This window comes from Reyranella soli, assembly GCF_007992495.1.
Taxonomy (GTDB): Bacteria; Pseudomonadota; Alphaproteobacteria; order Reyranellales; family Reyranellaceae; genus Reyranella; species Reyranella soli.
In genome coordinates this window covers 51973-76243 of record NZ_BKAJ01000018.1, presented here as the reverse complement: position 1 = coordinate 76243, position 24271 = coordinate 51973, and the positions used below count along the sequence as shown (strand labels likewise).

The following is a 24271-nucleotide window of genomic DNA, read 5'->3' as shown; positions in this document are numbered from 1 at the left end:
AAGGAGGCTCGGATGCCACGAACGGCAACCCTGGCCATCATCGCGTCGGCGCTGTCGATGCTGACGGCCGCTTGCGGCGACACCCCGGGACAACGCGCGGTCACCGGCGGCGCCAATGGTGCGGCGAGCGGCGCCGTGGTCGGCTCGACCGTCGGCGCCCCGTTGGGCGGTGCGGTGGTCGGCGGCCTTGGCGGCGCGGCCATCGGCGCCGCGACCACGCCCCGGAACGACTATTACGGCAGCGGATACTAACTCTTGACCTCACCCTGAGGAGCGCCTGAATGGTGCGCCTCGAAGGGTGGGCAACGCCAAGACTGGTTGCCATCCTTCGAAGCGCCACGCTTTGCGCAGCTCCTCAGGAGAGGTTCTGGAGAATGGGCCAGATAGCATGAGCGAACTGATCATTTGGACCTACGATTGGGTGCCCAAAGGTCCGCGTGGTTTTGTCCGCGATCTGAGGCTGAGGTGGGCGTGCGAGGAAGCCGGACTTGCTTATTCAGTGCGAACCGTCCCTTTCGATGGACGGGAGACCAATCACCTGTCGCGCCAACCCTTCGGCCAGGTCCCATTCCTGAGTGATGGCGAACTGGAAATGTTCGAGAGCGGTGCCGGGCTGCTGCATTTGGCTCGGAAGAGCGAAAAGCTGATGCCCCGCGATCCGGTTGGAGAAGCGGAAACGGTTCAATGGATGATCGCCGCGCTAAACTCGATCGAGATGATTACCGTTCCTTGGTGGTTCCTCGAAATAACCGGCGAGCAGGACAACGGTCTTGCCGACTGGATGGGAAACCGCCTCGACCAGCTCGAGAAAGTTCTGAATGAGCGGGAATGGCTGGCGGCTGATCGCTTCACCGCCGCGGATCTGCTGATGGCGGATGTCCTGCGCGTCTCGAAAGTTCGCTCTTCCGGCAATAGACCCGCGACCGAGGCCTATGTGACCCGCGTGACCGACCGCCCCTCGTTCAAGAAGGCTCGCGCCGATCAACTGGCGCATTTCGCCGTATCCGATGAGAGCCGATCGGCGGCTGGCTCGTAGTCGACGCGCTATCTGGCCGGCCGGACGGCACCATCCTGACCGGACGCTCTCGACCGGACGGCGCCAGAGGCGCATGCTGGCGGCCGTCCGTTTGGCTCTTCCCAGGGTTGGTCGCACCGAGCCGGACGGACGACCTGCTGAAAAGCTCACTGTACTCCTGTCGTAGTTTAGGTTGGCGGTACGCGTATCGACGGCTCGGTCGTCTGCGTGATCGGGCCGGTTCAATGAAGCGCCTGACCTGACAAACAACCAAGCATACAGGGAGTCATCACATGAAACGCCGTCATCTGCTTGCGGCCGGTCTCGGCGCGCTCGCAGCACCCGCTGTCGCGCGCGCCGACACCAAGTTTCCCGATCGCACCATCCGCCTCGTCGTGCCGTTCCCCGCGGGCGGGGCGACCGACGTCATCGGCCGCATGTTCGCCGACAAGCTGACGCACCAGCTCGGCCAGACCGTGATCGTCGACAACAAGAGCGGCGCGGCGGGCTCGATCGGAGCCATGGAGGTGAAGAACGCCAAGCCCGACGGCTACACGCTTCTGATGGCGACTTCGTCGACGCACGCCATCAATCCCACAGCCTACGTCAATCCGCCGTACGACCCGATCAAGGACTTCACGGCGATTTCGTCGGTCTGCGTCAACCCGCTGGTGTTCTATGCCAACCCGTCGCTGCCGGACACGATGATGGAGCTGGTCGAGCTGATGAAGAAGAATCCCGGCAAGTATTCCTACGGCTCGGCCGGATTCGGCAGCATCGTTCACCTCGCGGCGGAATACCTCAAACGCGCGGTCGGCGGCATGGACGTGCTTCACGTGCCCTACAAGGGGGGCGCCCCGGCCATGCAGGATGTCATGGCCGGCAACGTCGCCTGGTCCTTCGAGACCTTCAGCACGCTGCTGCCGCTGCACCGCGCGGGCAAGCTCAGGATCCTGGCGTTCTGCCATTCCAGGCGCGCCGCCATCGCCCCGGAGATCCCGACCATGAGCGAGGCGGGCGTGAAGGGCTACGAGGCCTACACCTTCAACCTCATCCTCGGTCCGCCCGGCCTGCCGCAATACGTGCTCGACCGGCTCGACAAGGCAAGTCGCCAGGCGATGGCCGATCCCGCCACAATAAAATTCCTCGAGGGCAATGCCGCCATTCCGACGCCGGACACCACGCCCCAGCGCACCGAGCAGTTCATCAAGGACGAGCTCGCCAAGTGGGCGCCGATCATTCGCGCCGCGGACGTGAAGATTTCATAGATCTCATCCATCAGCGAAGCGGACCGCGGGCTGCGCTACTTCCCGACGTCCGGATCGATCTTCCTGGCTGCGGCGATGTCTTCGTCCGCGCCAGCCTTGTCGCCCATTTGCTCCTTGGCGACGCCCCGGCCGTACAAGGAGGCAGCGAACTTCGGCTCGAGCTTGAGCGCCTGATCGTAGTCCTGAACGGCCAGATCCCACTCCTTCTTGGTACCGTAGGCCACGCCGCGATTGTAGAAGGTCGTGGCATCGTTCGGGTCGATCCGCAGCGCTCGATCGTAGTCCTGGATAGCGCGGTCGATCTCACCCCTGCGCAGATGGATGCCGCCACTGAAGGCGAAGGCAGCCGCATCCTTCGGGTTGAGCTCGGCCGCCCGGTCGAAATCCGCGATGGCGGCGTCGAGTCGAAGCAGCCTTTGGTAGGCCAAGCCGCGATTGCGGTAGGCCGAAGCGTCATCTGGATTGAGCCTGATCGCTTCATCGAAATCCCGGGCGGCGAAGTCCCACTGCTGCCTTCGGCTGTGGGCTATGCCGCGATTGTAGAAGGCGGCGACGTCCTTCGGATTGAGCTCTATCGCCCGGCTGTATTCCTTGATGGCCTGGTCCCAGTCTCCCCGCGTGCTGTAGGCGGTCCCTCGATAGGTGAAGGCAACGGCTAGCCGGGGATCAAGCTCAATCGCCCGATCGAAGTCTTGCAGGGCGCGGTCGAGCTCGCCTTTGCGTTGATAGGCGGCGCCGCGGTAGGCGAAGGCGGAGGCATCGTCCGGCTGAAGCCTGATCACCTGGTCGAAATCCTGAATGGCGGAGTCCCATTGCCGCTTGCTGCTGTTGGCGACGCCGCGATTGTGGAAGGTCGCGGCATCGTTCGCGTCGATCGCGATGGCTCGCGTGAAATCTTCGATGGCCCGGTCGAGTTCCCCCTTGCGCTGATAGGCGGAGCCGCGAAGAGCAAGAGCCGATGCGTCATTGGGTTCGAGCCTGAGCGCCTGGTCGAAGTCCTGTATGGCCCGATCGAGCTCATCCTGCTTCTGGAACGCGAAGCCGCGACCGTAGAAGGCGGCCGCGAGCTTTGGATCGAGCTTGATCGCCTCGTCGTAGTCTTCGATCGCGCGACGCCATTGTCCAGTACGGCCATAGGCCAGGCCGCGGCTATAGAAAGTCGTCGCGTTGCGCGGGTCTAGCCGTAGCGCCTGATCGTAGTCGCCGATGGCGCGGTCGAGCGCATCTTTGCGCATGTAGGCGCCGGCGCGCCAGGCGTAGGCCGTCGCATCTTTCGGATCGAGCTTCGTCGCCTGGTCGAAATCCTCTATGGCCCGATCGAACTGCTGCTTCTCCAGGTGAGCGTCACCACGATTGCGGAAGGCTGCCGCGTCGTTGGGGTTATGCCTGATTGCCTGATCGTAGCTCTGGATGGCGAGATCCCAATCCTTCTTGGCGCCGTAGGCTACACCGCGATTGTAGTAGGCGATGGCGCTGCCTGGATCGAGCTTGATCGCCTGATCGTAGTCCTGAATGGCACGGTCGAGGTCGCCTTTGCGCTGATGGGCGGCCGCACGAATGATGAAGACCGTGGCAAGATCTCGCCCGGCGTAGGTGCCCGACTGAATGAGTGCCGTGCAGCCGCCGATCACGGTATCGAGCGGCGGATTGCCTTTGGCCTCGCAGGCGTCCACCTGTTGCTGGCTCTGTGCATGCAGTGAGCCGCACCAAAGCGCGGCCGAGATCATTGCAGATCCGGCCACGGCCGCACGTATGGTCAGTCGCATTGCCATAAGCTCCGGTGCACGCCAAATGGGTCGGGATAAAGGCCGTTTCAAGCGGAGCGTTTCCGCAGGATCTGTGATTTCACGCGTCGCCAGAGCGGCGACAGCACGCGGCTGGTGAGGGGGATGGCGGCCAGGCCGATGACGATCCCGGCCACGCCGGCGCCCGCGGCTTCCGCCAGCCAGGCCAGGAACGCTCCGGCGAAGGGAGCGGCGCGCGCGACGGCGGCGCCGGCGTCGTGCAGCGCGTGGCTCGGCCAGCCCAGGCCGTACGCCTCGAGGCCATGAAGGATGATGCCGCCGCCGACCCAGATCATCGCGGCGGTGCCGATGGTGCCAAGGCCGCTCAGCAGGTAGGGCATGCCCTGGACGAGCGCACGGCCGGTCACGCGCAACGGCGCGGCTGCAAGCGACGCCGGCGACAGGCGTGCCAGCACCAGGCCGACATCGTCGGCTTTGACGATCAGGGCGACGACGCCGTAGACCGCCACCGTTATGCCAACGGCGACGACGGCGAGGATGATCGCTTGGGTAAAGAAGTTGTCGGAAGGGACGGCGGCCAGGGTGATGGCCATGATCTCGGCCGAGAGGATGAAGTCGGTCTTGATGGCGCTCGCGACCTTCTGCTCCTCGAAGGTCTTCGCATCGATGGCCACCGTCTCGAGCCTGGCCTCGTGGGCCTGCGCGTCGTGTGGAAAGAGCGCCTCGTAGACCTTCTCCACGCCTTCGTAGCAGAGATAGGCGCCGCCCAGCATCAGCAGCGGCGTGATCGCCTGGGGCAGCAGCAGGCTCAGCACCAGGGCCGCCGGCAGGAGGAACAGGAGCTTGTTCTTCAGCGAGCCGAGCGCGATGCGGCCGACGACCGGCAGCTCGCGGGCCGGGCTGAAGTCGGTGAGATAGCGCGGCGTGACGGCGGTATCGTCGATGACGACGCCGGCGGCCTTGGTCCCGGCCTTGGCAGCCTGGCCCGCGACGTCGTCGATCGAGGCGGCGGCCGCCTTGGCCAAGGTCGCGACATCGTCGAAGAGGGCCATCAAACCAACGCTCATCATTCACCATCTTTAGCGAAGCGCGGACCGCGGGCTGGGTCGCGGTCTACCGCGACCTACCCGCCCGCTCATGATCTTCCGGACCGCCGGCCTCTGGCCGGCTCATGATCATGATGCCGGCCGGAGGCCGGCGGTCCGGAAGACCATGATCATGGCGTAGTCGAAGGACCTTTTTATGTCGATGGCGCTACGCTCGACTTCAGGAGACAACCATGAAACCTCGCATATCCGTCCTCACGCTCGGTGTGACCGATTTGGAGCAGTCGCTCGCCTTCTATCGCGACGGTCTCGGCCTGCCGACCCAAGGCATCGTCGGCCGCGAGTTCGAGCATGGCGCCGTTGCCTTCTTCGAGCTGTCGGGTGGGCTGAGACTCGCGATCTGGGCGCAGGACGATCTCGCCCACGATAGTGGCCTGACCAAAGGCAGCCCGGCGTCGGTCTCGATCGGCCACAACGTGGCGAGCCGCCAGGAGGTCGATGATGTGATGGCGGAGGCCCTGCGGGCCGGCGCCGAGATCGTGAAGGCTGCGCAAGACACCTTCTACGGCGGCTATGCCGGATACTTCCGCGATCCCAGCGGGCATTTGTGGGAGGTCGTGTGGAATCCGGCGAGCATTCCTGCTGAGGACGACTTCAGTCCTTGAGCTCGCGGGCGATGAACTCCTTCGCCACCTCGCGCGCCTTGTCGGTCTGCGGGCCGGGCTCGGCGACCCACTCGTGGACGGAATTCTCGAACAGGCGGTAGTCGCAGCTGCCGCCGGCCGCTCTATAGGTCTCGGCGAATTTCTGTTGCATCTCCGGCAGCACGTTGTCGTCGAGCGCGCCCTGCATGATGAGCAGCGGCGGGAGCGTGACCTTCTCCTTGCGCTCGAGGATCTCCTGCGGATTGCTTTCGTGGATCGTCTCCCACGGCACGAAGAACATCTTGTTGTTCTTGATCATGCCCTCGTTCTTGCGCCGCTCGGCATTCTCGTAACGCGCCGCGGTGTTGCTGACGGGCGAGCGCATCGCCACCCAGGCCACGGTCGCATCGATGCCCAGCGCGCCGTCGAACGGGATCGCGCCGTAGCGCGAATCGTGCGGCCGAAGCGCCAGCAACTCTGCCACGTGCCCGCCGCTCGACGAGCCGTAGACGCCGATCTTCGAGCCGTCGCCGTTCCATTTGGCGGCGTTGGCCTTCAGCCACCGCACCGACCAGTTGGCGTCCTGCACGCAGGCGGGGTAGGGCGCCTCGGGCGAGATGGTGAGGTCGACGGCCACCACGAGCAACCCGCTTGCCGCCAGCGCGCGGTCCATCGGCTCCTCGGCGAAACGGTCCTTGCGGTTCCACGCGCCACCATGCAGGTCGAGCACGGTCGGGAAGGGACCCTGCCCCTTGGGCTGGTAGATGCGGGCCATCAGCATGCGGCCCGCCGTGTTCTTGCGCAGCCCGACCTCGGTCACGATGAGCTCGAACTTTGCGGCCGGATCGTAGGCCGCATGGGCGGTCGCCGGAATGCCGACGGTGCCGGCGGCGGCCGTCGCCTTGAGAACGTCGCGTCGAGCCAGGGTCATGTTCGCCTCCTTCGGTCAACCATGGACGCGTTTGAGATTTTCGCTGAACCAGCGCGCGAGGCCGGTCACGCGCGCATCCTCGTGCTGCTGGCCCATGAGCTGCACCCCGACCGGCAGGCCGCCGACGCTCATCAGCGGCACGGTCACGACCGGCGCGAACAGCATCGACGAGGGCGCGTTGAACACGAAGTCGCCAGTCGGCCGCGGCGCCAGCGGCTTACCGGGCTCGTCGCCCGACCAGATCGGCGCCGGGCCGGGGCAGGCGAGCGTGATCGCGGCGTCGGCGAACTGGGCCACGGCGGCATGAGCGACCTGCGCCTGCTGGCGGGCGAGCAGCCCGCTGCGATAGTCGTCGAGCGTCATCGCCTCGGCCTTCAGCAGCGTCGCCTTGGCCCGCTCGCTCAAGCCATCGGGCGCGGCGTCGAGCATGCCGCGCTGGTACCAGCGGTTCTCCCAGCTCGTGATGCCGCCGCACACGGCGCGGCCGTTGGCGATCGCCTTCTCCAGGGTCTCGACGAACGGATGGTCGGTGCGGCGGATCAGCGTGACGCCGGCCGCCGTCAGCTGGCCGAGCAGCTTGGCGAAGGCCTCCCTGGTCGCGGCGTCGACGTCGGGCCAGCCCTCGGTCTCGAGCACGATCAGGCGGTTGGGTTTTATCGCGGCGGGCAGCGTGTCAGGGCCAATGAGACCGAGCGAGCCGCGGTCGCCGCCGCAGCGCTTGGCCTGCTCGATCGCGGTCTGCCACATGTCCTCGAGGCAGCCGGCATGCGGGCCGTGCGTGCTCATGCTGGTGGCCAGTCGCTCGCCGCGATTGATGCCGCCCTGCGTTGGCTTCAGCGCGAAGTTCCCGCAATAGGCGGCCGGCCGGATGATCGAGCCGCCGACCTGGGTGCCGATCGCGACCGGCACCATGTTGGCGCCCACCGCCGCCGCCGAGCCCGACGACGAGCCGCCCGGCGTGCGCCTGGCGTCGAACGGATTGGTGGTCGGGCCGGGATGCGAGCCGCCCAGCTCCGCCGTCACTGTCTTGGCGAGGATCACCGCGCCCGCCTGGCGCAGCGCCCACACGCCGGCATTGTCGCGCTTGGGGAAGTTCCCCTTCATCGCAACGCAGCCCATCTCGGTGGGCATGTCCTTGGTCTCGAGCAGGTCTTTGATGGCGACGGGCATGCCATCGATCGGCGAGAGGGCCTTGCCGGCCTTCCAGCGCTGCGTGCTGGCGTCGGCGGCGGCGCGAGCGCGGGTCTCGTTGATTGCGGTGAGCGCTTTCACCACAGGCTCGCGCGCGGCGATGGCTTCGAGACAGCGCTCGAGATAGGCGCGCGGGCTGTCGCTGCCGTCGGTGAAACGGCGGGTCGCATCGTGGAAGGTGAGGGGCTTGTAGTCGGCGTACGCGGTCATGCGTGGAGCCTACCACCAATCGTCGGCCGTGCGGCACGGAACGTCGCCGATGCGAAATCGTTGGCTCGCACCAACGACGTACGGAGATTTTCACATGTCCAGATGGATCAAACTTTCTGTGATCGCCGCAACCGCAACCCTCACCGCCCTGCCGCTGGTCGTGGCCCAGCCGGCCGACGCTCAGACGATCCAGATCAACCCATATCCGCAGCAATATCCGCAGCAGGCGCAGCAGCCGCCGCGCGGCGGTGCGTGGGGCGATCGCGACCGTGACGGCATCCCCAACGCATACGACAATTACAACAACAACCGCCGTCGCGGCGGCGGCGATCAGGACCATGACGGCGTACCGAATCGCTACGACCAGGATCGCGACGGCGACGGCCGCCCGAACCAGTGGGACCGCGCGCCCGCCAATCCGCACGTCCGCTAGCTCTCGACGACAACGAAAAGGGCGCCCCCTCTCGGGGGCGCCCTTGTCTTTGACGGCCGACCTAACGGCTCTGTGTCGGAGGCGCAGGCCGGGCCGGCGGCGCGGTAGCGGTCTCCGGCGGCGCGGGCTTGCGGCGGTCGGTCTTGGTGTAGTCGGGCAGGGCAATCAGGGCGTCCTTGGTGAGCGACGTGGTCAGCACTACCGAGTTGTCCTCCTGGGCGAACGTGATGTCGCTCCATTTCACCGCGACGTCCTTGGAGCCGACGCCCAGGAAGCCGCCCACCGAAATCACCACGTCGGTGACCTTGGCGTCCTTGTCGAGATAGATGTCGTCGATCTTGCCGATCGATTCCTTGTTCGCATTGCGCACCTTGGTGCCGATCAGCGCGCTTGCCGCCATGTCGCCTTTGGCGTTGAAGTCGCCGGTCGACACCGTTCGATCGGCCGGAGTGGCGGTCGGCGCCGGCGAAGATGGCTGCGCCGGCGTGGTCTGGGTCTGGGCGTAGGCACTGATCGCGCCGCAAGTGAGAAAAGCTGCGAAAACGACGGATTTCAGCATGTCTCATCTCCGTGGTAGAGGCAGACTAAAATTCAACGCGCCTCCGCAAGAAGGAGTTGCCGCCGAAATGAGCGAAAATAGCGAGACCGCCCGAGTGCTCGTCCGGCCACCCATCGCCTGGGCGGTTGCCGTCATCGCCGGATTTGCCCTCGATTGGCTGGAACCCGTGCCGTTCGTGCCGGACGACTTGCCCGCTGGTCTCGTAGGGGCCGTGGTGTTCATGCTCGCCCTGGCGCTCGGCATCTGGGCAATTGACACCATGACCCGGGCCGGCACGAACGTGCCGACCAACCGGCCGACCACAGCCATCGTCGAGAGCGGGCCCTATCGTTTCACGCGCAATCCCATCTATATCGGCATGTTCGGCAGCCTGGTCGGGCTTGCCATTGCCTTCGACACGCCGTGGCCGCTGGTGACGCTGGTGCCCTTTGCGCTGGTCATCCGCTACGGCGTCGTCGCCCGCGAGGAAGCCTATCTCGAGCGCAAGTTCGGCCAAGCTTATCGCGACTACAGGAAGCGCGTCAGACGCTGGCTCTAGCGCGGGAGATATGCGGCGGCCGCACTGGACGGGCTCGACCAGCCAACCCTAGACTCGCCCTCGCGTGTGACCGGGGTAACGGCATGACCAGTTTTCCGGGAGACACCTTTTCGAGCAAATCATCATCGCCCTGACCGACCGCGCGTGCCTGCGCGGCGCGCGCCGATCGGTTCTTCACGTTGTCCAACAAGACGGAGGAAACCGATGGGTATATGGCTCAGTGAACGCGAACAGCGCCTCGTCGCAGGCGCGGAGGAAGCTTCGGCAGCAACGCCGATCCCGACCCAGATCGTCTCCAACGGCGAGTATCTGCCGCCCAGGCAGAGCGCCACCCAGAAGAAGGTCGAGCGGCGCATCGTCGAGCTGGCTGATGCCAATGCCGGGCGGCTGGGCCTGAGCCGCCGCCAGTTCATGCGCACGAGCTGCGGCATGGCCGCGGCCTTCGTCGCCATGAACGAGATCTACGGCGGCAACGTCTTCCAGGTGACGCCGGCCGAGGCGCAGCAGCCCGAGCTGGCGCAGGCGCGTCAGCAAGGCCTCGCCGGGCAGTTCATCTTCGACGTGCAGACCCATTTCGTGCGCGACGACTTCGACCACAAGGAGCTTTTGGGCCTGGCCGAGTTCGCGAGCCAGAACTGGAACCCGAAGCTCAAGGTGGAAGGCGTCACCTCGCTCGCCCGCTACAAGTTCCAGAACTACGTGAAGGAGGTCTTTTACGACAGCGACACCAGCCTCGCCCTGCTGAGCGGCGCGCCGTTCGACGATCCGACCTGGTGGTTCCTGTCCAACGAGCAGATGGCCCAGGCACGCGCACTGATCAACGGCTTCGCGGGCTCGCGGCGGCTGCTCTCGCATGCCCTGATCACGCCTGGCCAGCAGGGCTGGATGGACGAGGTCGACAAGGCGATCACGGTGCACAAGCCCGAATCGTGGAAAGGCTACACGATCGGCGATCCGCTCAACCCGTCGAAGTTCCCGTGGCGGCTCGACGACGAGAAGCTGATGTATCCGTTCTACGACAAGGCGGTGAAGGCCGGAATCACCACGATCTGCATCCACAAGGGCCTGCTGCCGCCCGACTACGAGAAGGCATTTGCCGGCGTGTGGGAATACGCGACCGCGGCCGACATCGGCAAGGCGGCCAAGGACTGGCCGCAGATGAAGTTCGTGATGTATCACGCCTGCCTGCGCCCGGCCTTCGAGTTGCCCGACCAGGCATGGACCGAGTTCGAGCAGACCGGCCGCATCCGCTGGGTGAGCGACCTCGCCGACATTCCGCAGAAGTTCGGCGTGACGAACGTCTATGCCGAGCTTGGCACGGCCTTCGCCAATTCGGCGGTGTCGCATCCCAAGTTCTGCGCCGCCATGGTCGGTACGCTGATCAAGGGCATGGGCGCCGATCACGTCCTGTGGGGCACCGATTCGGTGTGGTACGGCTCGCCGCAATGGCAGATCGAGGCGATGCGCCGCCTCGAGATCCCCGAGGACATGCGCAAGAAGTACGGCTTCGCCGCTCTCGGCGAGGCCAACAGCATGACCAAGCAGATGATCTTCGCCAACAATGCGCTGGCGATGTACGGCATCAAGCTCAAGGCCGCGTCCAATACGAAGATGCCGGCCTATTCGGAAGACCGCTTCGCCGCGCTCAAGAAGGAGTATGCGCTCGCAGCCGCGGAGCCTTCGAACCTGCGCTACGGCTACGTACGGGCGGATTGAAAAGTCGTCGTGACGGTTACGTCAGCTTGCGCCGCCGTTCGAGCTCGGCGGCGCTGGGCTCGGCATGGCCGAAGTCGCCGGTCCTGACTGCGCCGTCGGGCGTGTAGTTGGTCACGACCACGCCGGTCGGGAAGGACCTCGACTTGACGGTCTTCAGCGCGAAGGGCGGCACGCCCTCGCCGAACAGGCGCTTGCCCTTGCCCAACACGAGCGGGAAGGTGAGTACGCTCAGCTCGTCGACAAGGCGCTCCTTCCACAGCGTCTGCAGCAGCTCGCTGGAACCCTGGACCATAAGATCCGGACCGTCCTCGGCCTTCAGCTTCTTAAGCGCCGCGACCGTGTCCTTGCCGAGCCACCGGCTGTTCTTCCAGTCGAGCTTCGGCTCGGCGCGCGTGGCGACGTACTTGGTGATGCGATTGAACATCGCCGCGAAGGCGTCGTTGGGATCGCTGATGTAGGGCCAGTGCGCGGCGAAGATGTCGTAGGTCTTGCGGCCGAGCAGCAGATCGAACGGCCGGCCGAAGATCTCGTCCATGGCCGCACCCAAAGGCTCGTCGAAGTAGGGGAAAGTCCAGCCGCCCAGTGCGAAACCGCCGATCGGATCCTCGGCCGGGCCACCTGGCGCCTGCATGACGCCGTCGAGGCTGGTGAAGGTGGAAACAACGATTCTACGCATTCAGGACTCCTGAGGGAGGGGTGTTTCGATGTCCCCAGGACGAACGTCCGGACGCAGCGCCGACAGGCCCACGAAAATATTTTGGAATCTTCCGGACCGCGCGCGTCCTCGCGCGCTCATGACTCACGAGGCGCGCAAGGACGCGCGCGGTCCGCCAGACAATGAGGTCGCCTACGCCCTCTGCGCCACCTTCGCCCGCACCGGCAGCTTCCAGCCCGGCCGGATGAAGTGGCAGGTGTAGCCATTGGGAATGCGCTCCAGGTAATCCTGGTGCTCGGGCTCGGCTTCCCAGAAGTCGGAAACCTTGGTCACCTCGGTCACGATCTTGCCGGGCCACAGGCCCGAGGCCTCGACGTCGGCGATGGTGTCCTCGGCAATCCGGCGCTGCTCGTCGTCGGTATAAAAGATCGCCGAGCGATAGCTGGTACCGAGGTCGTTGCCCTGGCGGTTCAGCGTCGTCGGATCGTGGATCTGGAAGAAGAATTCCAGGATCTGCCGGAAGCTGGTCTTGGCCGGATCGTAGACAATCTCGATCGCTTCGGCGTGGCCGGCATGGTTGCGGTAGGTCGCATTGGCGACATGGCCGCCGGTGTAGCCGACCCGCGTTGTCAGGATTCCGGGCTGCTTGCGGATCAGGTCCTGCATGCCCCAGAAGCAGCCGCCGGCCAGCACTGCGCGTTCTTGGCTCATCGCACGTCCTCCACCTGGTCGAGATAGTCACCATAGCCTGCCGCCTTCATGTCGTCGCGATGGACGAAGCGCAGCGAGGCCGAATTGATGCAATAGCGCAGGCCGCCGCGATCGCGCGGCCCGTCGGGAAAGACATGGCCGAGATGGCTGTCGCCGTGCTTGGAGCGCACCTCGGTGCGGATCATGCCGTGGCTGGCGTCGCTGAGCTCGGCGACGTTGGCAGGCTCGATCGGCTTGGTGAAAGAGGGCCAGCCGCAGCCCGATTCATACTTGTCGGACGAGGCGAACAATGGCTCGCCCGAGACGATGTCGACATAGATGCCCGGTTCCTTGTTGTGCAGCAGCGGACCCGTGCCGGGCATCTCGGTGCCGCTCTGCTGGGTGACGCGGTACTGCTCGGGCGTGAGTTTCGACAGGGCCTCTTTGGTCTTGGCGTAAGTCGGCATCGTCTGCTCCTGTGGAGTAGAGACCATATAGGCCGAAAACGCCGTCGCGCCAGCCTCCCTCGACCTGATAAAACCGCAGCATGATTGCTGCCCGGCTGCCGTCCGTCGCCGTGGTCGCCGCCGCCTTCTGCGTCGCGGGGGCAGGGGCCCGCGCCGACGACGCTGCCTGCCAGGCCGTGCTGCAGGCGGTCCTCAAGCAGACGGCGGCGCCCGTGCACCAGAAGGTCACGATCGAAACCGCCGCAGCGCCGGACAAGCCGATGCACAACGAGATGATCCGTCTCGGCGACACGCTCTACATGCAGGTGCGCGGCCAGTGGATGGCGCGGCCCTACGATGCAGCGAAGGCGGCGGAGGATGCCCGCCAGGCCATGACCAAGGGCGAGCACAACTGCACGCGTGTGCGCAGCGAGGCGGTCGACGGCCAGCCGGCCGAGCTCTACCGCGTCCAGAGCAAGACCGCGACCGGCGGCAGCGATTCACAGATCTGGATCTCGACCGCGTCCGGCTTGCCGCTGCGCCAGACCGTAACCATGCTCGAGCAGGGCACGGTCAAGCTGAAGCACGAGGTCCGCTCGGACTACGCGAACATCCGCGCGCCGGCAGGCGTCGCGCGCTAGTCCGTCATGCTCTTCCGGACCGCCGGCTGGAAGCCGGCGGTCCGGAAGACGTCACGTCGCCAGACGCTTCTCGTATTCCTTCTGCAGGCGCAGCCAGCCGTCCCAGAACGGGCCGATCTCGGCGCCGCTCACGCGCGCGGCGAGCACGTCGAGGTGCATGTGCCAGCCCGGACCGACCATCAGCATGGTGCGCCGGTCGGGCAGGCGGCGATGGGTGACGGTGAGCAGCACCTTGTCGTCCTTGGGCTCGAGCTCGAAGGTGACGTCGCCGCTGTTCTGCCAGGTGAAGGAGATCTTGTGCGGCGGATTGAGCTCGGTGATGCGGCTCTGCATGCGATGCTCCTCGCCGAAGCCTTCCGGGCGCTGGCCGGGCGGATCGGTGAGCTCGTTGTTGCGCCACACCAGTTCGAACGGCGCGCCGACCTTCATCTCCATGAAGCCCGAGGCCAGCCACTTGCGGCGCATGTCGCTCTCGGTGAGGTAGACCCAGATGCGCTCGAGCGGGCCGGGCAGCAGTCGCTGGATCTTCAGGGTGGCCGGCTCGGTCAGCAGGCCATAGGGATCGACGGTCGTGGCGTCACTCATCGGTCGTCTCCTTCTTGGCGGGCGGGGATTTCCTGGTGCCCTCCTCGAGTAGGAGCTTCTCGAGGCGAGCGAGCCGGTCGCTCCAGTAGCGCTCGTAGTAGATCAGCCATTGGTGCGCGCTGGCGAGCGGCCCGGGTTCGAGATGGCAGAGGTGGGTGCGGCCGCGCACCTCGCGCCGGATGAGGCCGGCATTCTCCAGCGCCTTGATGTGCTTGGACGCTGCCGCCAGCGAGATCGAGAAGGGCTCGGCGAGCTGGCCGACCGTCCGCTCGCCCTCGGAAAGCTCGCGCAGCATGCGCCGGCGCGTGGCGTCGCCCAGGGCGTGGAAGACGGAGTCGAGCTGCGGGGTTTCTAATTCAACCATATGGTTGAATATAGGAGAGGCCGCTCGATTGTCAACCAATTGGTTGAATGATTGCTATGCCGCAAAGCCACCGTCGATCATCTGTAGCGACCCGGTGATCATGGCGGCCTGATGTCCGGCGATGAAGGCTACGTAGTCGGCAATCTCGCTCGGCCGGATATGGCGCTTAATGGCCATGAAGCTATGCATGGTCTCGGCCATCGGGCCGCTGGCCGGATTCATGTCGCTGTCGGTAGGTCCAGGCTGAATGGCATTGACCGTGATTCCGCGCGCGCCGAAATCGCGTGCCAAGCCGCGCACCATGCCCTGCATGGCGGACTTGCTGAGCGCATAGGCCGCGCCGCCGGCAAATGGGATGCGATCGCCGTTGGTCGAGCCGATGACGACGATGCGGCCGCCGTCGGGCATGCGCCGCGCTGCCTCGACGGCGGCGTGGTAGGGTGCCTTCACGTTGACGTCGATCAGTCGGTCGACAGCCTCGGGGTCGAGGCTGAGCGGATCGCCCATCACCAGGGCGCCGGCGCTGATCACGATGACGTCCAACGCGCCGCGATCGGCGACGGCTTTGATCAGCGCCTTCCGGTCGGCGCTATCGACCTTGAGTGCCTCCGAACCAGTTTCCTTGGCGAGCGCCAGGGCGGCGTCTGACGAGCCGAGATAGGTGAAGGCGGCCCTGGCGCCGCCGCCGGCGAACCGGCGGACGATGGCGGCGCCGATGCCGCGGCTGCCGCCCAGGACAAGGACATTCTTCCCGGCAAAGTCGTTCATTCTTCGCTCCGCTAATGCGAGTGCTGATGATGAGCATGGCCATGCCCGGCTTTCGCCTTCAGCTCGGCATGGAACCGGCCCATCTCGGCGAACAGCTCCATGACGTTGAGTTCCTGCTTGGAGCCGAACTCGCGATAGAGCGAGGCGACGTTGACCACCATGCGCTCGGCGTCGCCCCAGCCCGCGAAGCGGTCGAGCGCGATGTCGCGTGCCGCGGCGAAGACCGGCATGTCGGCGTCGTAACGCCGGCGCGCCTCGGCCTTGATGTAGAGCAGGTAGTCCTTCATCGCCTGCACGCCCTTCTTGTCGGTGATCGGGCCGTGGCCCGGCACGACGGTCTCGACATCCCAGGCGATGATCTGATCGCAAGCCGCCACCCAGTTGTCGACCGGGCCGGCCCACAGCACCGGATGGCCCTCGACGAACAGGATGTCGCCGGTGAAGACGGTGCGATCCTTCGGCACGTGCACCAGCGCGTCGCCGCGCGTGTGCGCCGGGCCGACAGTCTTCAGCACGACTTCCTTGTCGCCGACCTTCAGCTTCAGCTCGTCGTCGAACACGCGTGTGGGCAGGGTGTTCTTGACGTCGTCCCACTTGAACTTGCTGCCCATCACCTCGTGCAGGAAGGCGCCAGCCTCGCCGAGCTGCTGCCAGTTGCGCTGCATGGCGGCCAGCTCCTCAGCCGGCCGCTCCTTCATCTCCTCGGCGCAGGCGCGCGAGGCGATGATCTCGGCGCCCGTCACAAGTTGGTTGCCGAAGGTGTGGTCGCCGTTGGAATGGGTGTTGACCAGCCGGCCGATCGCCTTCGCGGCCGGCACTGCGGCGTGCATCTGCTCCAGCATCTCGCGGGTCAGCTTGAGATCGAACAGCGTGTCGACCAGCAGGGTCTGGTCGTGATCGGCGATCAGGCCGGCGTTGCTCCAGCCCCAGCCGCCATCGGGCTGCAAGTAGGCAAAGCAACCGCTGCCGAGGTCGTGCAGGCCCTTGGTGTATTGCCACTTCGCCATGGCGTCCTCCTCACGTGATTTTTTCGGCCCAGGCGGCGGTCTTCGCCGCCAGCGTCTTCAGGTGATCGGCCATGGAGAAACCCGACACGGCCTTGCGCGGCCTGAGATCGTGGTCGCCATCCTCCAGCCAGAGAATTTTTATGGCCTTCGAAAGCTCGTAGCCCGCCACTTCTTCGCGGGTACCGAACGGATCGCGCGTTCCTTGCACGATCAGCGTCGGTGTCTTGAGATCGGCGAGGTGGGCGGTGCGGAGCTGCGTCGGCTTGTCGACCGGGTGGAAGGGATAGCCGAGACAGAGCAGGCCGGCGGCGTGATGCTCGTCGGCGATCATGCTGGCGACGCGCCCGCCCATCGACTTGCCGCCGATGATCAGCGGCCCGCGCGCCTTCAGCGCGTCAATCGCGGCGACATACTCCGGACGAAGCGTCTCGGCCCGCGGCGGTGGCTTGCGGCCGGCCGACGTCCGGCGGCTTGCCATGTAGCCGAACTCGAAGCGGGCGACGCGAAAGCCCGCGTCCGCCAGGCTCTTGGTGATCGCGTTCATCGCCGGTGAATCCATCGCCGCGCCCGCGCCGTGCGCCAGCAGGATCGAGTGCTTCGCCTTGGCCGGTCCGTCGATCAGGAAATTCTGTGCCATTGAGCGGTACCTTGGACCACGAAACCCGCTGTCATCCCGAGCGTAGCGAGGGACCTTCCTGTGGCCTAAAGGCCCCTCGCTGCGCTCGGGGTGACACTCGGGGTGACAGTTGTGCCTAAAACGCTCCCGTGAACTCGAACTCGATCGCGTTCCTCACATTGTCGATCTTCCACCAGTTCAGCCGCCGCAGGAAGCTCTGGCCGAGCAGGGCGCGACTCTTGGGGGCGCCCATGGTGGCCAAGACGTTCTCCATCGTGCGGTCGCCGATCTGCAGGCTGCGCAAGCGGAACACGCGCTGCTGCATGCCGCGGCCGTCGGCCAGGATGAAGCGGCGCTCGCCCATGAAGTCGGCGTCGGTGAGCGTACCGTTGCGTTTCATCTCCTCGACCGCCTCTGCGGGGATCTGGACCGTCGCGGCGCCGGAATCGACGATGAAGTACACCTGGGTGCTATCGGCCAACCGCGCCGACAGCACGAACACGCCGCCCATCCTCTGGAACTGCGAGGTTGCCCGGGTCGCCTCCTGTTGACCGCGGCCGGCGCAGCGCGTCCAGACGGGCGCGCTGCGGTCGGCCGCTGGCGCATGGCACAAACCGGCCAGCGCCAGGACCTTGGCCAGCGTGTCGCGCTGCTCGCAGGCGCCGACGGCATCGACGGCAGGGGCGGCCGGGTTGCGGCAGGTCGTGTCGCTCGCCGTCCAGCGGGCGATGAGCTGCTCGGCGCTCTCGCCTGTCTGTGCCCAGGCTGCCTCCGTCGACAGGAACAGCAGCGCGAGAAGAGCAGTGAGGCCTTTCAAGCGTGGCCTATTCGGCGGCAAGCGACACGGGCTCGGTCCGCGGACCATAGTTGGCCTCGATCTGGCCGCGATAGAGATTGATCAGCCGATCGATCACGTCGGGCGGCGGCTCCTCGTCGGCGCTGTGCTGGTAAGTCTCGCGCCAGGCGAGATGGGCCAGGGCGGAGGCGAAGGTCTCGATCAGCGCGGGGGTCTCGGCGATCAGCCGGCCGAAGGCGCGACGGTCGAACTCGTACATCAGGAGAGCGGTCTCGGCCGTCACCGTGGCGTTGTGCGGCTGGCAGGCGAACAGCGCCTTGCGGCCGAAGAACTCGGTGGCGATGAAGCGCTGCTCCTCGACGCTGGCGCCTTCGCGATCCGAGGCCGTGCGCTTGGCCATGCCCTCGCCGACGATGAACAGAGAGTGGCGCCGCTCGCCCGCCCGCACGATCGTAGCGCCGGCGGCGAAGTGGTGCTCGATCAGCGCACCGCTGATGCGATGGCAGAGTTCCTGCGGCAGGCCGCGGAACAGGCGGACCTGCTGCACCAGGTGGAAGACATCGAGCGAGCGGTTGGCGATGCGCGTGCGGCCTTCGATCGTGATCGATCCGGCCTTGGGGAAAGCGATGCCGATGTCGGCGTCGCGCATACATTGCAGGATGCTCTTGATCACCGCGTGCTCGGCCTTCTTGCCGTCGCCGTAGTTGCCTATGGTGAAGGCGACCTCGTAGAGCACGCCGTCGGGCGTGAGCTTGCGGGCGAACACCGTGGGTGGCGATACATGCGTCACGCCCGCCGCTGCCAGCGTCGCGGCGTAGAGAATGCGCTCGGCGCTTTCGACCGAGGTGTCGTAGTCGATGGTGAGCTCGAGGGAGCGCTTGGAGCGGTTGTCGGGCTGGGCCTGGTTGAGGATGACGGCGCTGGAGAGCTGCAGGTTGGGCACGTAGACGGTCTCGTTGGCGCCGGTCTGCAGCACCGTGGTACGCCAGGTGATGCGCTCGACCTTGCCCGTCAGCCGGTCATTGATGCGCACCTGATCGCCGACCCGGAAGGGCTTCTCGACGTTGAGCAGGATGCCGGTGAACAGCGCCAGCATGACGTCGCGCAGCGCAATGCCCAGGATCATCAGCGAGGCGCCGCCGGTCGCCACCAGGGCGGTGACGTCGCGCTGGAAGACGAAGGCCAGGATCAGGCAGATGCCGATGAAGATCACCAGTCCTGACACCAGGCTGCCGATCAGCGGCGGCACGTCTTTCCCGCTGCGCCGCTCGAGCCAGCCGTGGATGACCTCGCGCTTGACGACGCGGGCCAGCATCACCGTGATGGCAAGGCAGAGCGCGCCCACGACCCATTGCGTCAGCGTGACCTCGGAAAGGCCCGAGACCACAGCCACTGGACCGGTGAACAGCCGGTCGAGGATTACCAGCACGACCAGCGCGGCGATGATCATCGCCAACCGGCCGTAGACCTTCATCGCGCCGTCCGACATAGCGCCCCCCTAAACCGCCGCCGGCAGGCGGACGATGAAACCGGGTTCGCCGCCGGAGATGGCAAGCGAGCCGCCATAGAATTCCACGATGACGCGGGCGAGCACGAGACCCACGAGCTCGCCGCCGCCGGCGTTGGTGGTGTCGACCGCCGCGAGCCGCGCCATGAACTGGCGCGATTCGTCGAGCATGGCTGCGGTCGGTTGGGCGGGACCGGTAAACGCCGAGCCGGTGATCGCGAGCACGAGCCATTGCTCGGTATCCTGCTTCGCCGAAATCGTCACCCTGCCCTGGCCCGAACGCTGGGCCGCCATGGCGACGATGCTGGCGATCGCCCGACGCAGCAGATCGGCGTCGGCGCGTGCCGGCGCAAGGTCGGCCGATACCGTGGACGCGACCGAGAACTGCGGCAGCCGGCGGTAGGCGACGAGGTCGTCCTCGACGACATCGGCCGCCACGGCGGACAGGCTGACCGGTGTCGTGTCCGCCTTGACCAGCTTCTGGCGGAACAGCTCGATCTGCTGGTAGTCGCCGGTCAAGCGGCTGAGCCGCGCGGTCTCGCCCGTCACGAAGGCCAGCCGCCCGGCCGTGCCGGGATCGGCCTTGGCCATTGCCGGCGCGAGCGTCGCGAGCTGGCCGCTGACCGCCTGCAAGGGCTCGTTGATGGCGGCGACGAGGTTGGTGAAGAAGCCGCGCTTGATCAGGTCGACTTCCTTGAGCTTGGCGAGGGCTGCCTGGCCGACGGCGACCTGCTGGGCGAGCTCGCGCCGCTGGCTGCCGACCAGGCCGGTCAGGCGGGCGCGGATCTGGCCGAACTTGACGTAGGCATAGAGTCCGATCGCCGCCAGCACGATGAACAAGATGCCGGCCCTGATCAGCGATGAGCGCATCGCGTCGGAGAAATCGTCGGTGAGGTCGTCGACAATGGCGACGACGATGGATGGTGCGCCGGCGAAATCGATCACCTGGAACGTGCGTACAAAGATGGTGTGGTGGCGCTTGTCGGTCGCCACCGTGTAGCCGGGGGCGTTGGGATCGAAGCTGATCGAGCGCAGGAACTGCGCGGTCTGCGGATCGGAGAAGAGATAGAAGACATCGTCCTTCTGCCAGACGTCGACCCGCGCATCGGCCGGCCGTTCGACGCGCTCGGAGACCTCCCGGCTGATGCCGACCGCCCATTTCACCTCAGCCGTGGCGCTCGCGCGCTCGAGCGGCACGTCGAGGTTGCTGGCGAACTCCAGCGACCCCGCGAACTTGCCGTCGATCATGATCGGCGTGATGGCGCGGACATCGACGTGGCCGCCGATGCCGGTCTCGACGGCGATCACCGGTTGGCGGCGTTCGTTCGCCGCCACGACAGTCCGGCGATACTTCGAGACATCGGCGCCGAAGTCGTTGGGCTGGCTGGCGCGGTAGTAGACGGTGGCTGGGGGCAGCCAGAAATTGAGCTGCTCGACGCTGTGAGCCTTCTTGAGCTGCTGGAAGAACGGCTCCATGCGCGCCACCAGGGTCGGGCGATCCTGGCGTGCGAAGGCCTCCATCGTGGTGGTGTCCTGGAGCAGCACGTCGGCCGCCATGCTCATGACGAGCGAGCGCTGCTTCAGCAGATCGCGGAACACCGTCTCGAAGTCCTTGGCGTTATCGCTGGACGTCTGGATGGCGGCGTTGGTGCCGGCGGAATAGGTGTCCATGCCATAGAAACCCGCCAGCACGGCCGCGCCGGCCACGATGGCGCCCAGGATCCACAACCGTCCGCCACTGCGCCTGCCGCTGTCGTCGTCATCCACGCTCATTGTCCTGCCCCAATAGACTCCCCTGGAGAGCAGGCTATTGGAATCAGCGGCGCACTGACAGCGTCAATCGAGACACCGGAGGTGCATCTTTTAGCAGTTCGAGAGGTAGCTGCTGAAAATGGCCGTCATGCTCTTCCGGACCGCGAGCCTCCAGGCTCGCTCATGATCTTGAGCGAGCCTGGAGGCTCGCGGTCCGGAAGACGATGATCTGTTGCTCTCACGCCCTGCGGCTGACCAGCGAGAACATCGCGCCCTGCGGGTCGATACCCTGGACGATCCAATCGTCGCCCGGCACTTCCATCGGTCCGTTGATGACCTGGCCGCCTTCCTTCTTCAGGCGCTCGAGCGCCGCGCCGATGGCGTCGACGCGGAAGTAGTAGTTCCAGGACGGCGCCGGCATTTGGGCGGGCATGGTCATCATGCCGCCGATTGCCGAGTCACCGGCGGCGAACAGCTGGTAGCGACCCATGGCGCCCATATCGAGCGCCTCGTCCTTGGTCCAGCCGAACAACTCGGCATAGAAGGCGAAGGCATTCTCACCATTGCCCGCCATCAGCTCGTGCCAGCCGATCGTGCCCGGCGTGGCCGGGTCGGCCGGCGGCGGCGGCATGTCGGACACGGGCTTGAACAGGCTGAACACGGCGCCTTGCGGATCGGCGACCATGGCGAAGCGGCCGATGTTGGGAATATCGGTCGGCGGCACATGCACCGCACCGCCGGCCTTGGCGATGCGTCCGGCATAGGCGTCGACGTCGTTGACGCCGACATAGCCGATCCAGGCGGGCTTGGCGCCGGCATCGCACGCGTCCTTTGGCAGGGTCATCAGACCCGCCATCGGCGCCTCGCCTGCGAGCAGGAGCGTGTAGGCCATGGTGGGCTGGCTCGCGTCCTGGATCTTCCAGCCCACGACCTTGCTGTAGAAGGCCTGCGCCGCCTTGGCGTCGGTCGTCATCAGCTCGTACCAGACGAAGTTGTCGGCCATGTCATCCTCCCTTCAGATCGTTGCGACCAAGGCTTCGAGCTGGTCGGTGCAGAGACCCCAGCCCTCATGGAAGCCCATCTTCTCGTGAGCCTCCTTGTCGGCCACCGTCCAGTGACGCACGCGCGCGGTGTAGCGGGTTTTGCCGCCCTCGTCCTCGAAGGTGAGGATCATGGTCATGAACGGTTTCTCCGATGGTTCCCAAGCCTTAACGAAGGCGTCGGTCGAGACCAGCCTTTCGTTGGGCACGACCTCGAGATAGACGCCACGATTGGGCAGGTCCTTGCCGTCGGGGCCGCGCATGACGAAGTAGCCGGAACCGCCGGGCCGCACGTCGATCTCAACGACGGGCGTGGTGTAGGGTTTCGGCGCGAACCACTGCTTGAGGAGCACGGGGTCGGTCCAGGCGCGATAGACCTTCTCGCGCGGCGCGTTGATCAGGCGGGTGAGGACGAGCTCACGATCGGCAGACATCTGATTTCTCCTTGGGGGTAACCACGTTGCTAACCCAAGGACGAACGGGCTATCCACCTTCCGACATCGCGCGGCAGATTATTTCGAGGGGCACATGGCGGTCACAATCTACGGCATCAAGAATTGTGACACGATGAAGAAGGCGCGCGCCTGGCTGGACAAGAAGGGCGTCGCCTACGCTTTCCATGACTACAAGGCCGCCGGCATCGAACGCGGCCGCCTCGAAGGCTGGGCTGGCAAGGTCGGCTGGGAGACGCTTCTCAACCGCGCCGGCACGACCTTCCGCAAGCTGCCCGACAAGGAAGGCCTCACCGAGAAGAAGGCGATCGCGCTCATGCTGGAGCAGCCGTCGATGATCAAGCGGCCGGTGCTTGAAGCCGGCGGCAAGCTGTTAGTCGGCTTCAAGCCGGACCAGTACGAAGATCTCTTTTAAGGGAGCGCGGACCCCTGCCTCCGCCGAAGCGAAGCCGCTTCGGCTTCGCGCAGGCAGGTCCGGTCCGCCTATAGTCTTCCGGACCGCGCGCATCCTGCGCGCTCATGAATCATGAGGCGCGCTGGAAGCGCGCGGTCCGGAAGAGCATGACCATGAGCAGGCCGTTGTTACGCCGCCCGCGTCACCTCGCGGCAGGCGAGGGCGATGCATTCGATGTGGCGGTGGTCGGTGCCGCAACAGCCGCCCAGCACGTTGATCTGCGGATGACGCCGCAGCAGGTCGCGGTACTCGGCGCCCAGCTCCACCGGATTGCCGACATCGAGGTCGGGCGAGTCGTTCAGTTCCTGGTGGCTGCGTTTGGAGGCGTTGGCGCGCAGTCCGCCGATGCGGCGCGCCCAGGGCTCGTCGCCCAGTGTCTTCTGGAAGTGCGTGGGGTGGGCGCAGTTGATCATGTAGTAGGCCGGCGCCTTGCTGGTGACGACGTCGACCTCGCAGACCGCGTCGGCCAGGCTCTGGCCGGTCGGCAGCCGGCCGTCGGTCTCGACGGTGAAGGAGATGACCACGGGCAGGCCGGCCTTCGTTGCCGCCCGCGTGATGCCGATCGCCTCGTTGGCGTTGGTCATGGTGATGGCCGTCACCATGTCGGCGCGGGCGTCGGCGAAGGCCCCGACCTGCAGGCGTGGTAGGCTTCGGCGTCCAGCGCGGACATGATCTGCCCGGGATCGTAGCCGTCGCCGCGCGGGCCGATGCAGCCGCTCACCACCAAGGGCGACTCCGCCGTCTCATGACGGGCGCGCAGGTCGTGCATGAGCTGCGCCGAGTCGCGGTTCACCGCCACGATGTCGTCGGCCGAGTAACCGAGCTTGCCGCCCCAGTCGGCACTCGCCCGCCAGGTCGGGCTCTCCAGGACGAAACCCATGCGGTCGGCCTTGGCGATGGCGATGTAGCGCTCGTAGTAGCGCACGAGCGCGGCGCGGCCGTCGGCATCGCGGAGCAGGTGGAAGGCCGCGAAGTAGGGCAGGTCGCAGCCGTCCTGGAAGATCAGCGTGGTCTCGATGCCGCCGTCGGTCAGGAAGAGGGCGCCGCTGCGTTGCGGCAAGGAAGCCCGGTATTTGGCGGTGTCGACCATCATTCACTCCATATGAGGTGCTGCTAGCCTACGGGAATCACATGGTATGAACATGATCGGGAGCCCGATTTTCTTGATCGACTGTCCGAAGTCGAAAATGGTCACGATTTCA

General features: G+C 65.9%; 27 protein-coding genes and 1 pseudogene. 9 read left to right on the top strand and 19 right to left on the bottom strand.

Features of this window, described 5'->3' with window-relative positions; all coding sequences use genetic code 11:
* Nucleotides 1–12: 12 nt before the first annotated feature.
* From RSO01_RS05065 to RSO01_RS05055, 3 genes are all read left to right on the top strand, one after another.
* Nucleotides 13–252 carry a YMGG-like glycine zipper-containing protein gene (locus RSO01_RS05065; RefSeq protein ID WP_147146850.1) on the top strand — a complete coding sequence of 80 codons (240 nt, stop codon included), beginning with the start codon at nt 13–15 and terminating at the stop codon, nt 250–252.
* Between the two features lie 136 nt (nt 253–388).
* Nucleotides 389–1036: a glutathione S-transferase family protein gene (locus RSO01_RS05060; protein WP_147146848.1), complete on the top strand. Its 648-nt coding sequence runs from the start codon at nt 389–391 to the stop codon at nt 1034–1036.
* Between the two features lie 272 nt (nt 1037–1308).
* Nucleotides 1309–2283, top strand: coding sequence for a Bug family tripartite tricarboxylate transporter substrate binding protein (locus RSO01_RS05055; protein ID WP_147146846.1), 975 nt, complete (start codon nt 1309–1311; stop codon nt 2281–2283).
* Nucleotides 2284–2318: 35 nt separating this feature from the next.
* Here the strand turns inward: RSO01_RS05055 and RSO01_RS05050 are convergent, their stop codons facing one another.
* Nucleotides 2319–4025 (bottom strand): tetratricopeptide repeat protein, encoded by a 1707-nt coding sequence (locus RSO01_RS05050; protein ID WP_170302853.1) that lies wholly within the window; start codon nt 4023–4025, stop codon nt 2319–2321.
* Between the two features lie 71 nt (nt 4026–4096).
* A complete protein-coding gene (locus tag RSO01_RS05045) occupies nt 4097–5095 on the bottom strand; it encodes a DUF808 domain-containing protein (protein ID WP_147146842.1) in 999 nt (332 codons plus the stop codon).
* Between the two features lie 212 nt (nt 5096–5307).
* Between RSO01_RS05045 and RSO01_RS05040 the strand changes: the two genes are divergently transcribed.
* Nucleotides 5308–5739: a VOC family protein gene (locus RSO01_RS05040; RefSeq protein WP_147146840.1), complete on the top strand. Its 432-nt coding sequence runs from the start codon at nt 5308–5310 to the stop codon at nt 5737–5739.
* Here the strand turns inward: RSO01_RS05040 and RSO01_RS05035 are convergent.
* Both RSO01_RS05035 and RSO01_RS05030 read right to left on the bottom strand, forming a co-directional pair.
* Nucleotides 5729–6649 carry an alpha/beta hydrolase gene (locus RSO01_RS05035; protein WP_147146838.1) on the bottom strand — a complete coding sequence of 307 codons (921 nt, stop codon included), beginning with the start codon at nt 6647–6649 and terminating at the stop codon, nt 5729–5731. The two genes, RSO01_RS05040 and RSO01_RS05035, sit on opposite strands and share 11 nt — an antisense overlap.
* Nucleotides 6650–6664: 15 nt before the next feature.
* Nucleotides 6665–8050, bottom strand: a complete 1386-nt coding sequence (locus RSO01_RS05030) for an amidase (protein WP_147146836.1) — start codon at nt 8048–8050, stop codon at nt 6665–6667.
* Between the two features lie 94 nt (nt 8051–8144).
* Between RSO01_RS05030 and RSO01_RS48395 the strand changes: the two genes are divergently transcribed.
* Nucleotides 8145–8483 (top strand): thrombospondin type 3 repeat-containing protein, encoded by a 339-nt coding sequence (locus RSO01_RS48395; RefSeq protein WP_147146835.1) that lies wholly within the window; start codon nt 8145–8147, stop codon nt 8481–8483.
* A 61-nt stretch (nt 8484–8544) separates the two neighbouring features.
* On the opposite strand, the gene RSO01_RS05020 is transcribed toward RSO01_RS48395, so the two are convergent.
* On the bottom strand, nt 8545–9042 hold the full coding sequence (locus RSO01_RS05020) for a PRC-barrel domain-containing protein (protein WP_147146833.1): 498 nt from the start codon (nt 9040–9042) through the stop codon (nt 8545–8547).
* A 67-nt stretch (nt 9043–9109) separates the two neighbouring features.
* Here RSO01_RS05020 and RSO01_RS05015 point away from each other — a divergent pair, with 67 nt between their 5' ends.
* Together RSO01_RS05015 and RSO01_RS05010 are read left to right on the top strand one after the other, a co-directional pair.
* A complete protein-coding gene (locus RSO01_RS05015; protein WP_147146831.1) occupies nt 9110–9580 on the top strand; it encodes a methyltransferase family protein in 471 nt (156 codons plus the stop codon).
* Between the two features lie 204 nt (nt 9581–9784).
* The gene (locus RSO01_RS05010) at nt 9785–11296 is read left to right on the top strand and encodes an amidohydrolase family protein (protein ID WP_147146830.1); all 1512 of its coding nucleotides are present in this window, start codon (nt 9785–9787) and stop codon (nt 11294–11296) included.
* A gap of 16 nt (nt 11297–11312) precedes the next feature.
* Here RSO01_RS05010 and RSO01_RS05005 read toward each other — a convergent pair whose 3' ends face one another.
* The 3 genes from RSO01_RS05005 to msrB form a co-directional block, all read right to left on the bottom strand.
* On the bottom strand, nt 11313–11972 hold the full coding sequence (locus RSO01_RS05005; RefSeq protein WP_147146828.1) for a dihydrofolate reductase family protein: 660 nt from the start codon (nt 11970–11972) through the stop codon (nt 11313–11315).
* Nucleotides 11973–12143: 171 nt separating this feature from the next.
* Nucleotides 12144–12662, bottom strand: a complete 519-nt coding sequence (msrA, locus tag RSO01_RS05000; RefSeq protein WP_147146826.1) for a peptide-methionine (S)-S-oxide reductase MsrA — start codon at nt 12660–12662, stop codon at nt 12144–12146.
* Nucleotides 12659–13108 carry a peptide-methionine (R)-S-oxide reductase MsrB gene (gene msrB / locus RSO01_RS04995; protein ID WP_147146824.1) on the bottom strand — a complete coding sequence of 150 codons (450 nt, stop codon included), beginning with the start codon at nt 13106–13108 and terminating at the stop codon, nt 12659–12661. The genes msrA and msrB overlap by 4 nt, the downstream gene beginning before the upstream one ends.
* Before the next feature lie 80 nt (nt 13109–13188).
* Between msrB and RSO01_RS04990 the strand changes: the two genes are divergently transcribed.
* Nucleotides 13189–13728, top strand: coding sequence for a hypothetical protein (locus RSO01_RS04990; RefSeq protein ID WP_147146822.1), 540 nt, complete (start codon nt 13189–13191; stop codon nt 13726–13728).
* Between the two features lie 51 nt (nt 13729–13779).
* Here RSO01_RS04990 and RSO01_RS04985 read toward each other — a convergent pair whose 3' ends face one another.
* The 10 genes from RSO01_RS04985 to RSO01_RS04940 form a co-directional block, all read right to left on the bottom strand.
* Nucleotides 13780–14313, bottom strand: a complete 534-nt coding sequence (locus RSO01_RS04985) for an SRPBCC family protein (RefSeq protein ID WP_147146820.1) — start codon at nt 14311–14313, stop codon at nt 13780–13782.
* Nucleotides 14306–14677: an ArsR/SmtB family transcription factor gene (locus tag RSO01_RS04980; RefSeq protein ID WP_147146819.1), complete on the bottom strand. Its 372-nt coding sequence runs from the start codon at nt 14675–14677 to the stop codon at nt 14306–14308. The genes RSO01_RS04985 and RSO01_RS04980 overlap by 8 nt, the downstream gene beginning before the upstream one ends.
* Before the next feature lie 54 nt (nt 14678–14731).
* The gene (gene bdcA, locus RSO01_RS04975) at nt 14732–15445 is read right to left on the bottom strand and encodes an SDR family oxidoreductase (RefSeq protein ID WP_147146817.1); all 714 of its coding nucleotides are present in this window, start codon (nt 15443–15445) and stop codon (nt 14732–14734) included.
* An 11-nt stretch (nt 15446–15456) separates the two neighbouring features.
* Nucleotides 15457–16452 (bottom strand): MBL fold metallo-hydrolase, encoded by a 996-nt coding sequence (locus tag RSO01_RS04970; protein ID WP_147146815.1) that lies wholly within the window; start codon nt 16450–16452, stop codon nt 15457–15459.
* A 10-nt stretch (nt 16453–16462) separates the two neighbouring features.
* Nucleotides 16463–17089: an alpha/beta hydrolase family protein gene (locus tag RSO01_RS04965; RefSeq protein WP_147146813.1), complete on the bottom strand. Its 627-nt coding sequence runs from the start codon at nt 17087–17089 to the stop codon at nt 16463–16465.
* A gap of 115 nt (nt 17090–17204) precedes the next feature.
* Nucleotides 17205–17885 (bottom strand): retropepsin-like aspartic protease, encoded by a 681-nt coding sequence (locus RSO01_RS04960; protein WP_170302852.1) that lies wholly within the window; start codon nt 17883–17885, stop codon nt 17205–17207.
* A 7-nt stretch (nt 17886–17892) separates the two neighbouring features.
* A complete protein-coding gene (locus RSO01_RS04955; RefSeq protein ID WP_147146809.1) occupies nt 17893–19353 on the bottom strand; it encodes a mechanosensitive ion channel family protein in 1461 nt (486 codons plus the stop codon).
* Between the two features lie 9 nt (nt 19354–19362).
* A complete protein-coding gene (locus RSO01_RS04950) occupies nt 19363–21138 on the bottom strand; it encodes a cache domain-containing protein (RefSeq protein WP_170302851.1) in 1776 nt (591 codons plus the stop codon).
* Nucleotides 21139–21361: 223 nt separating this feature from the next.
* Nucleotides 21362–22126: a VOC family protein gene (locus tag RSO01_RS04945; protein WP_147146805.1), complete on the bottom strand. Its 765-nt coding sequence runs from the start codon at nt 22124–22126 to the stop codon at nt 21362–21364.
* Nucleotides 22127–22138: 12 nt separating this feature from the next.
* Nucleotides 22139–22597, bottom strand: a complete 459-nt coding sequence (locus RSO01_RS04940) for an SRPBCC family protein (protein ID WP_147146803.1) — start codon at nt 22595–22597, stop codon at nt 22139–22141.
* 94 nt (nt 22598–22691) lie between these two features.
* Here RSO01_RS04940 and RSO01_RS04935 point away from each other — a divergent pair, with 94 nt between their 5' ends.
* On the top strand, nt 22692–23030 hold the full coding sequence (locus tag RSO01_RS04935) for an ArsC family reductase (RefSeq protein ID WP_147146801.1): 339 nt from the start codon (nt 22692–22694) through the stop codon (nt 23028–23030).
* Between the two features lie 167 nt (nt 23031–23197).
* Here RSO01_RS04935 and RSO01_RS04930 read toward each other — a convergent pair.
* Nucleotides 23198–24162, bottom strand: a pseudogene (locus RSO01_RS04930) (homocysteine S-methyltransferase family protein).
* Between the last annotated feature and the right edge of the window lie 109 nt (nt 24163–24271).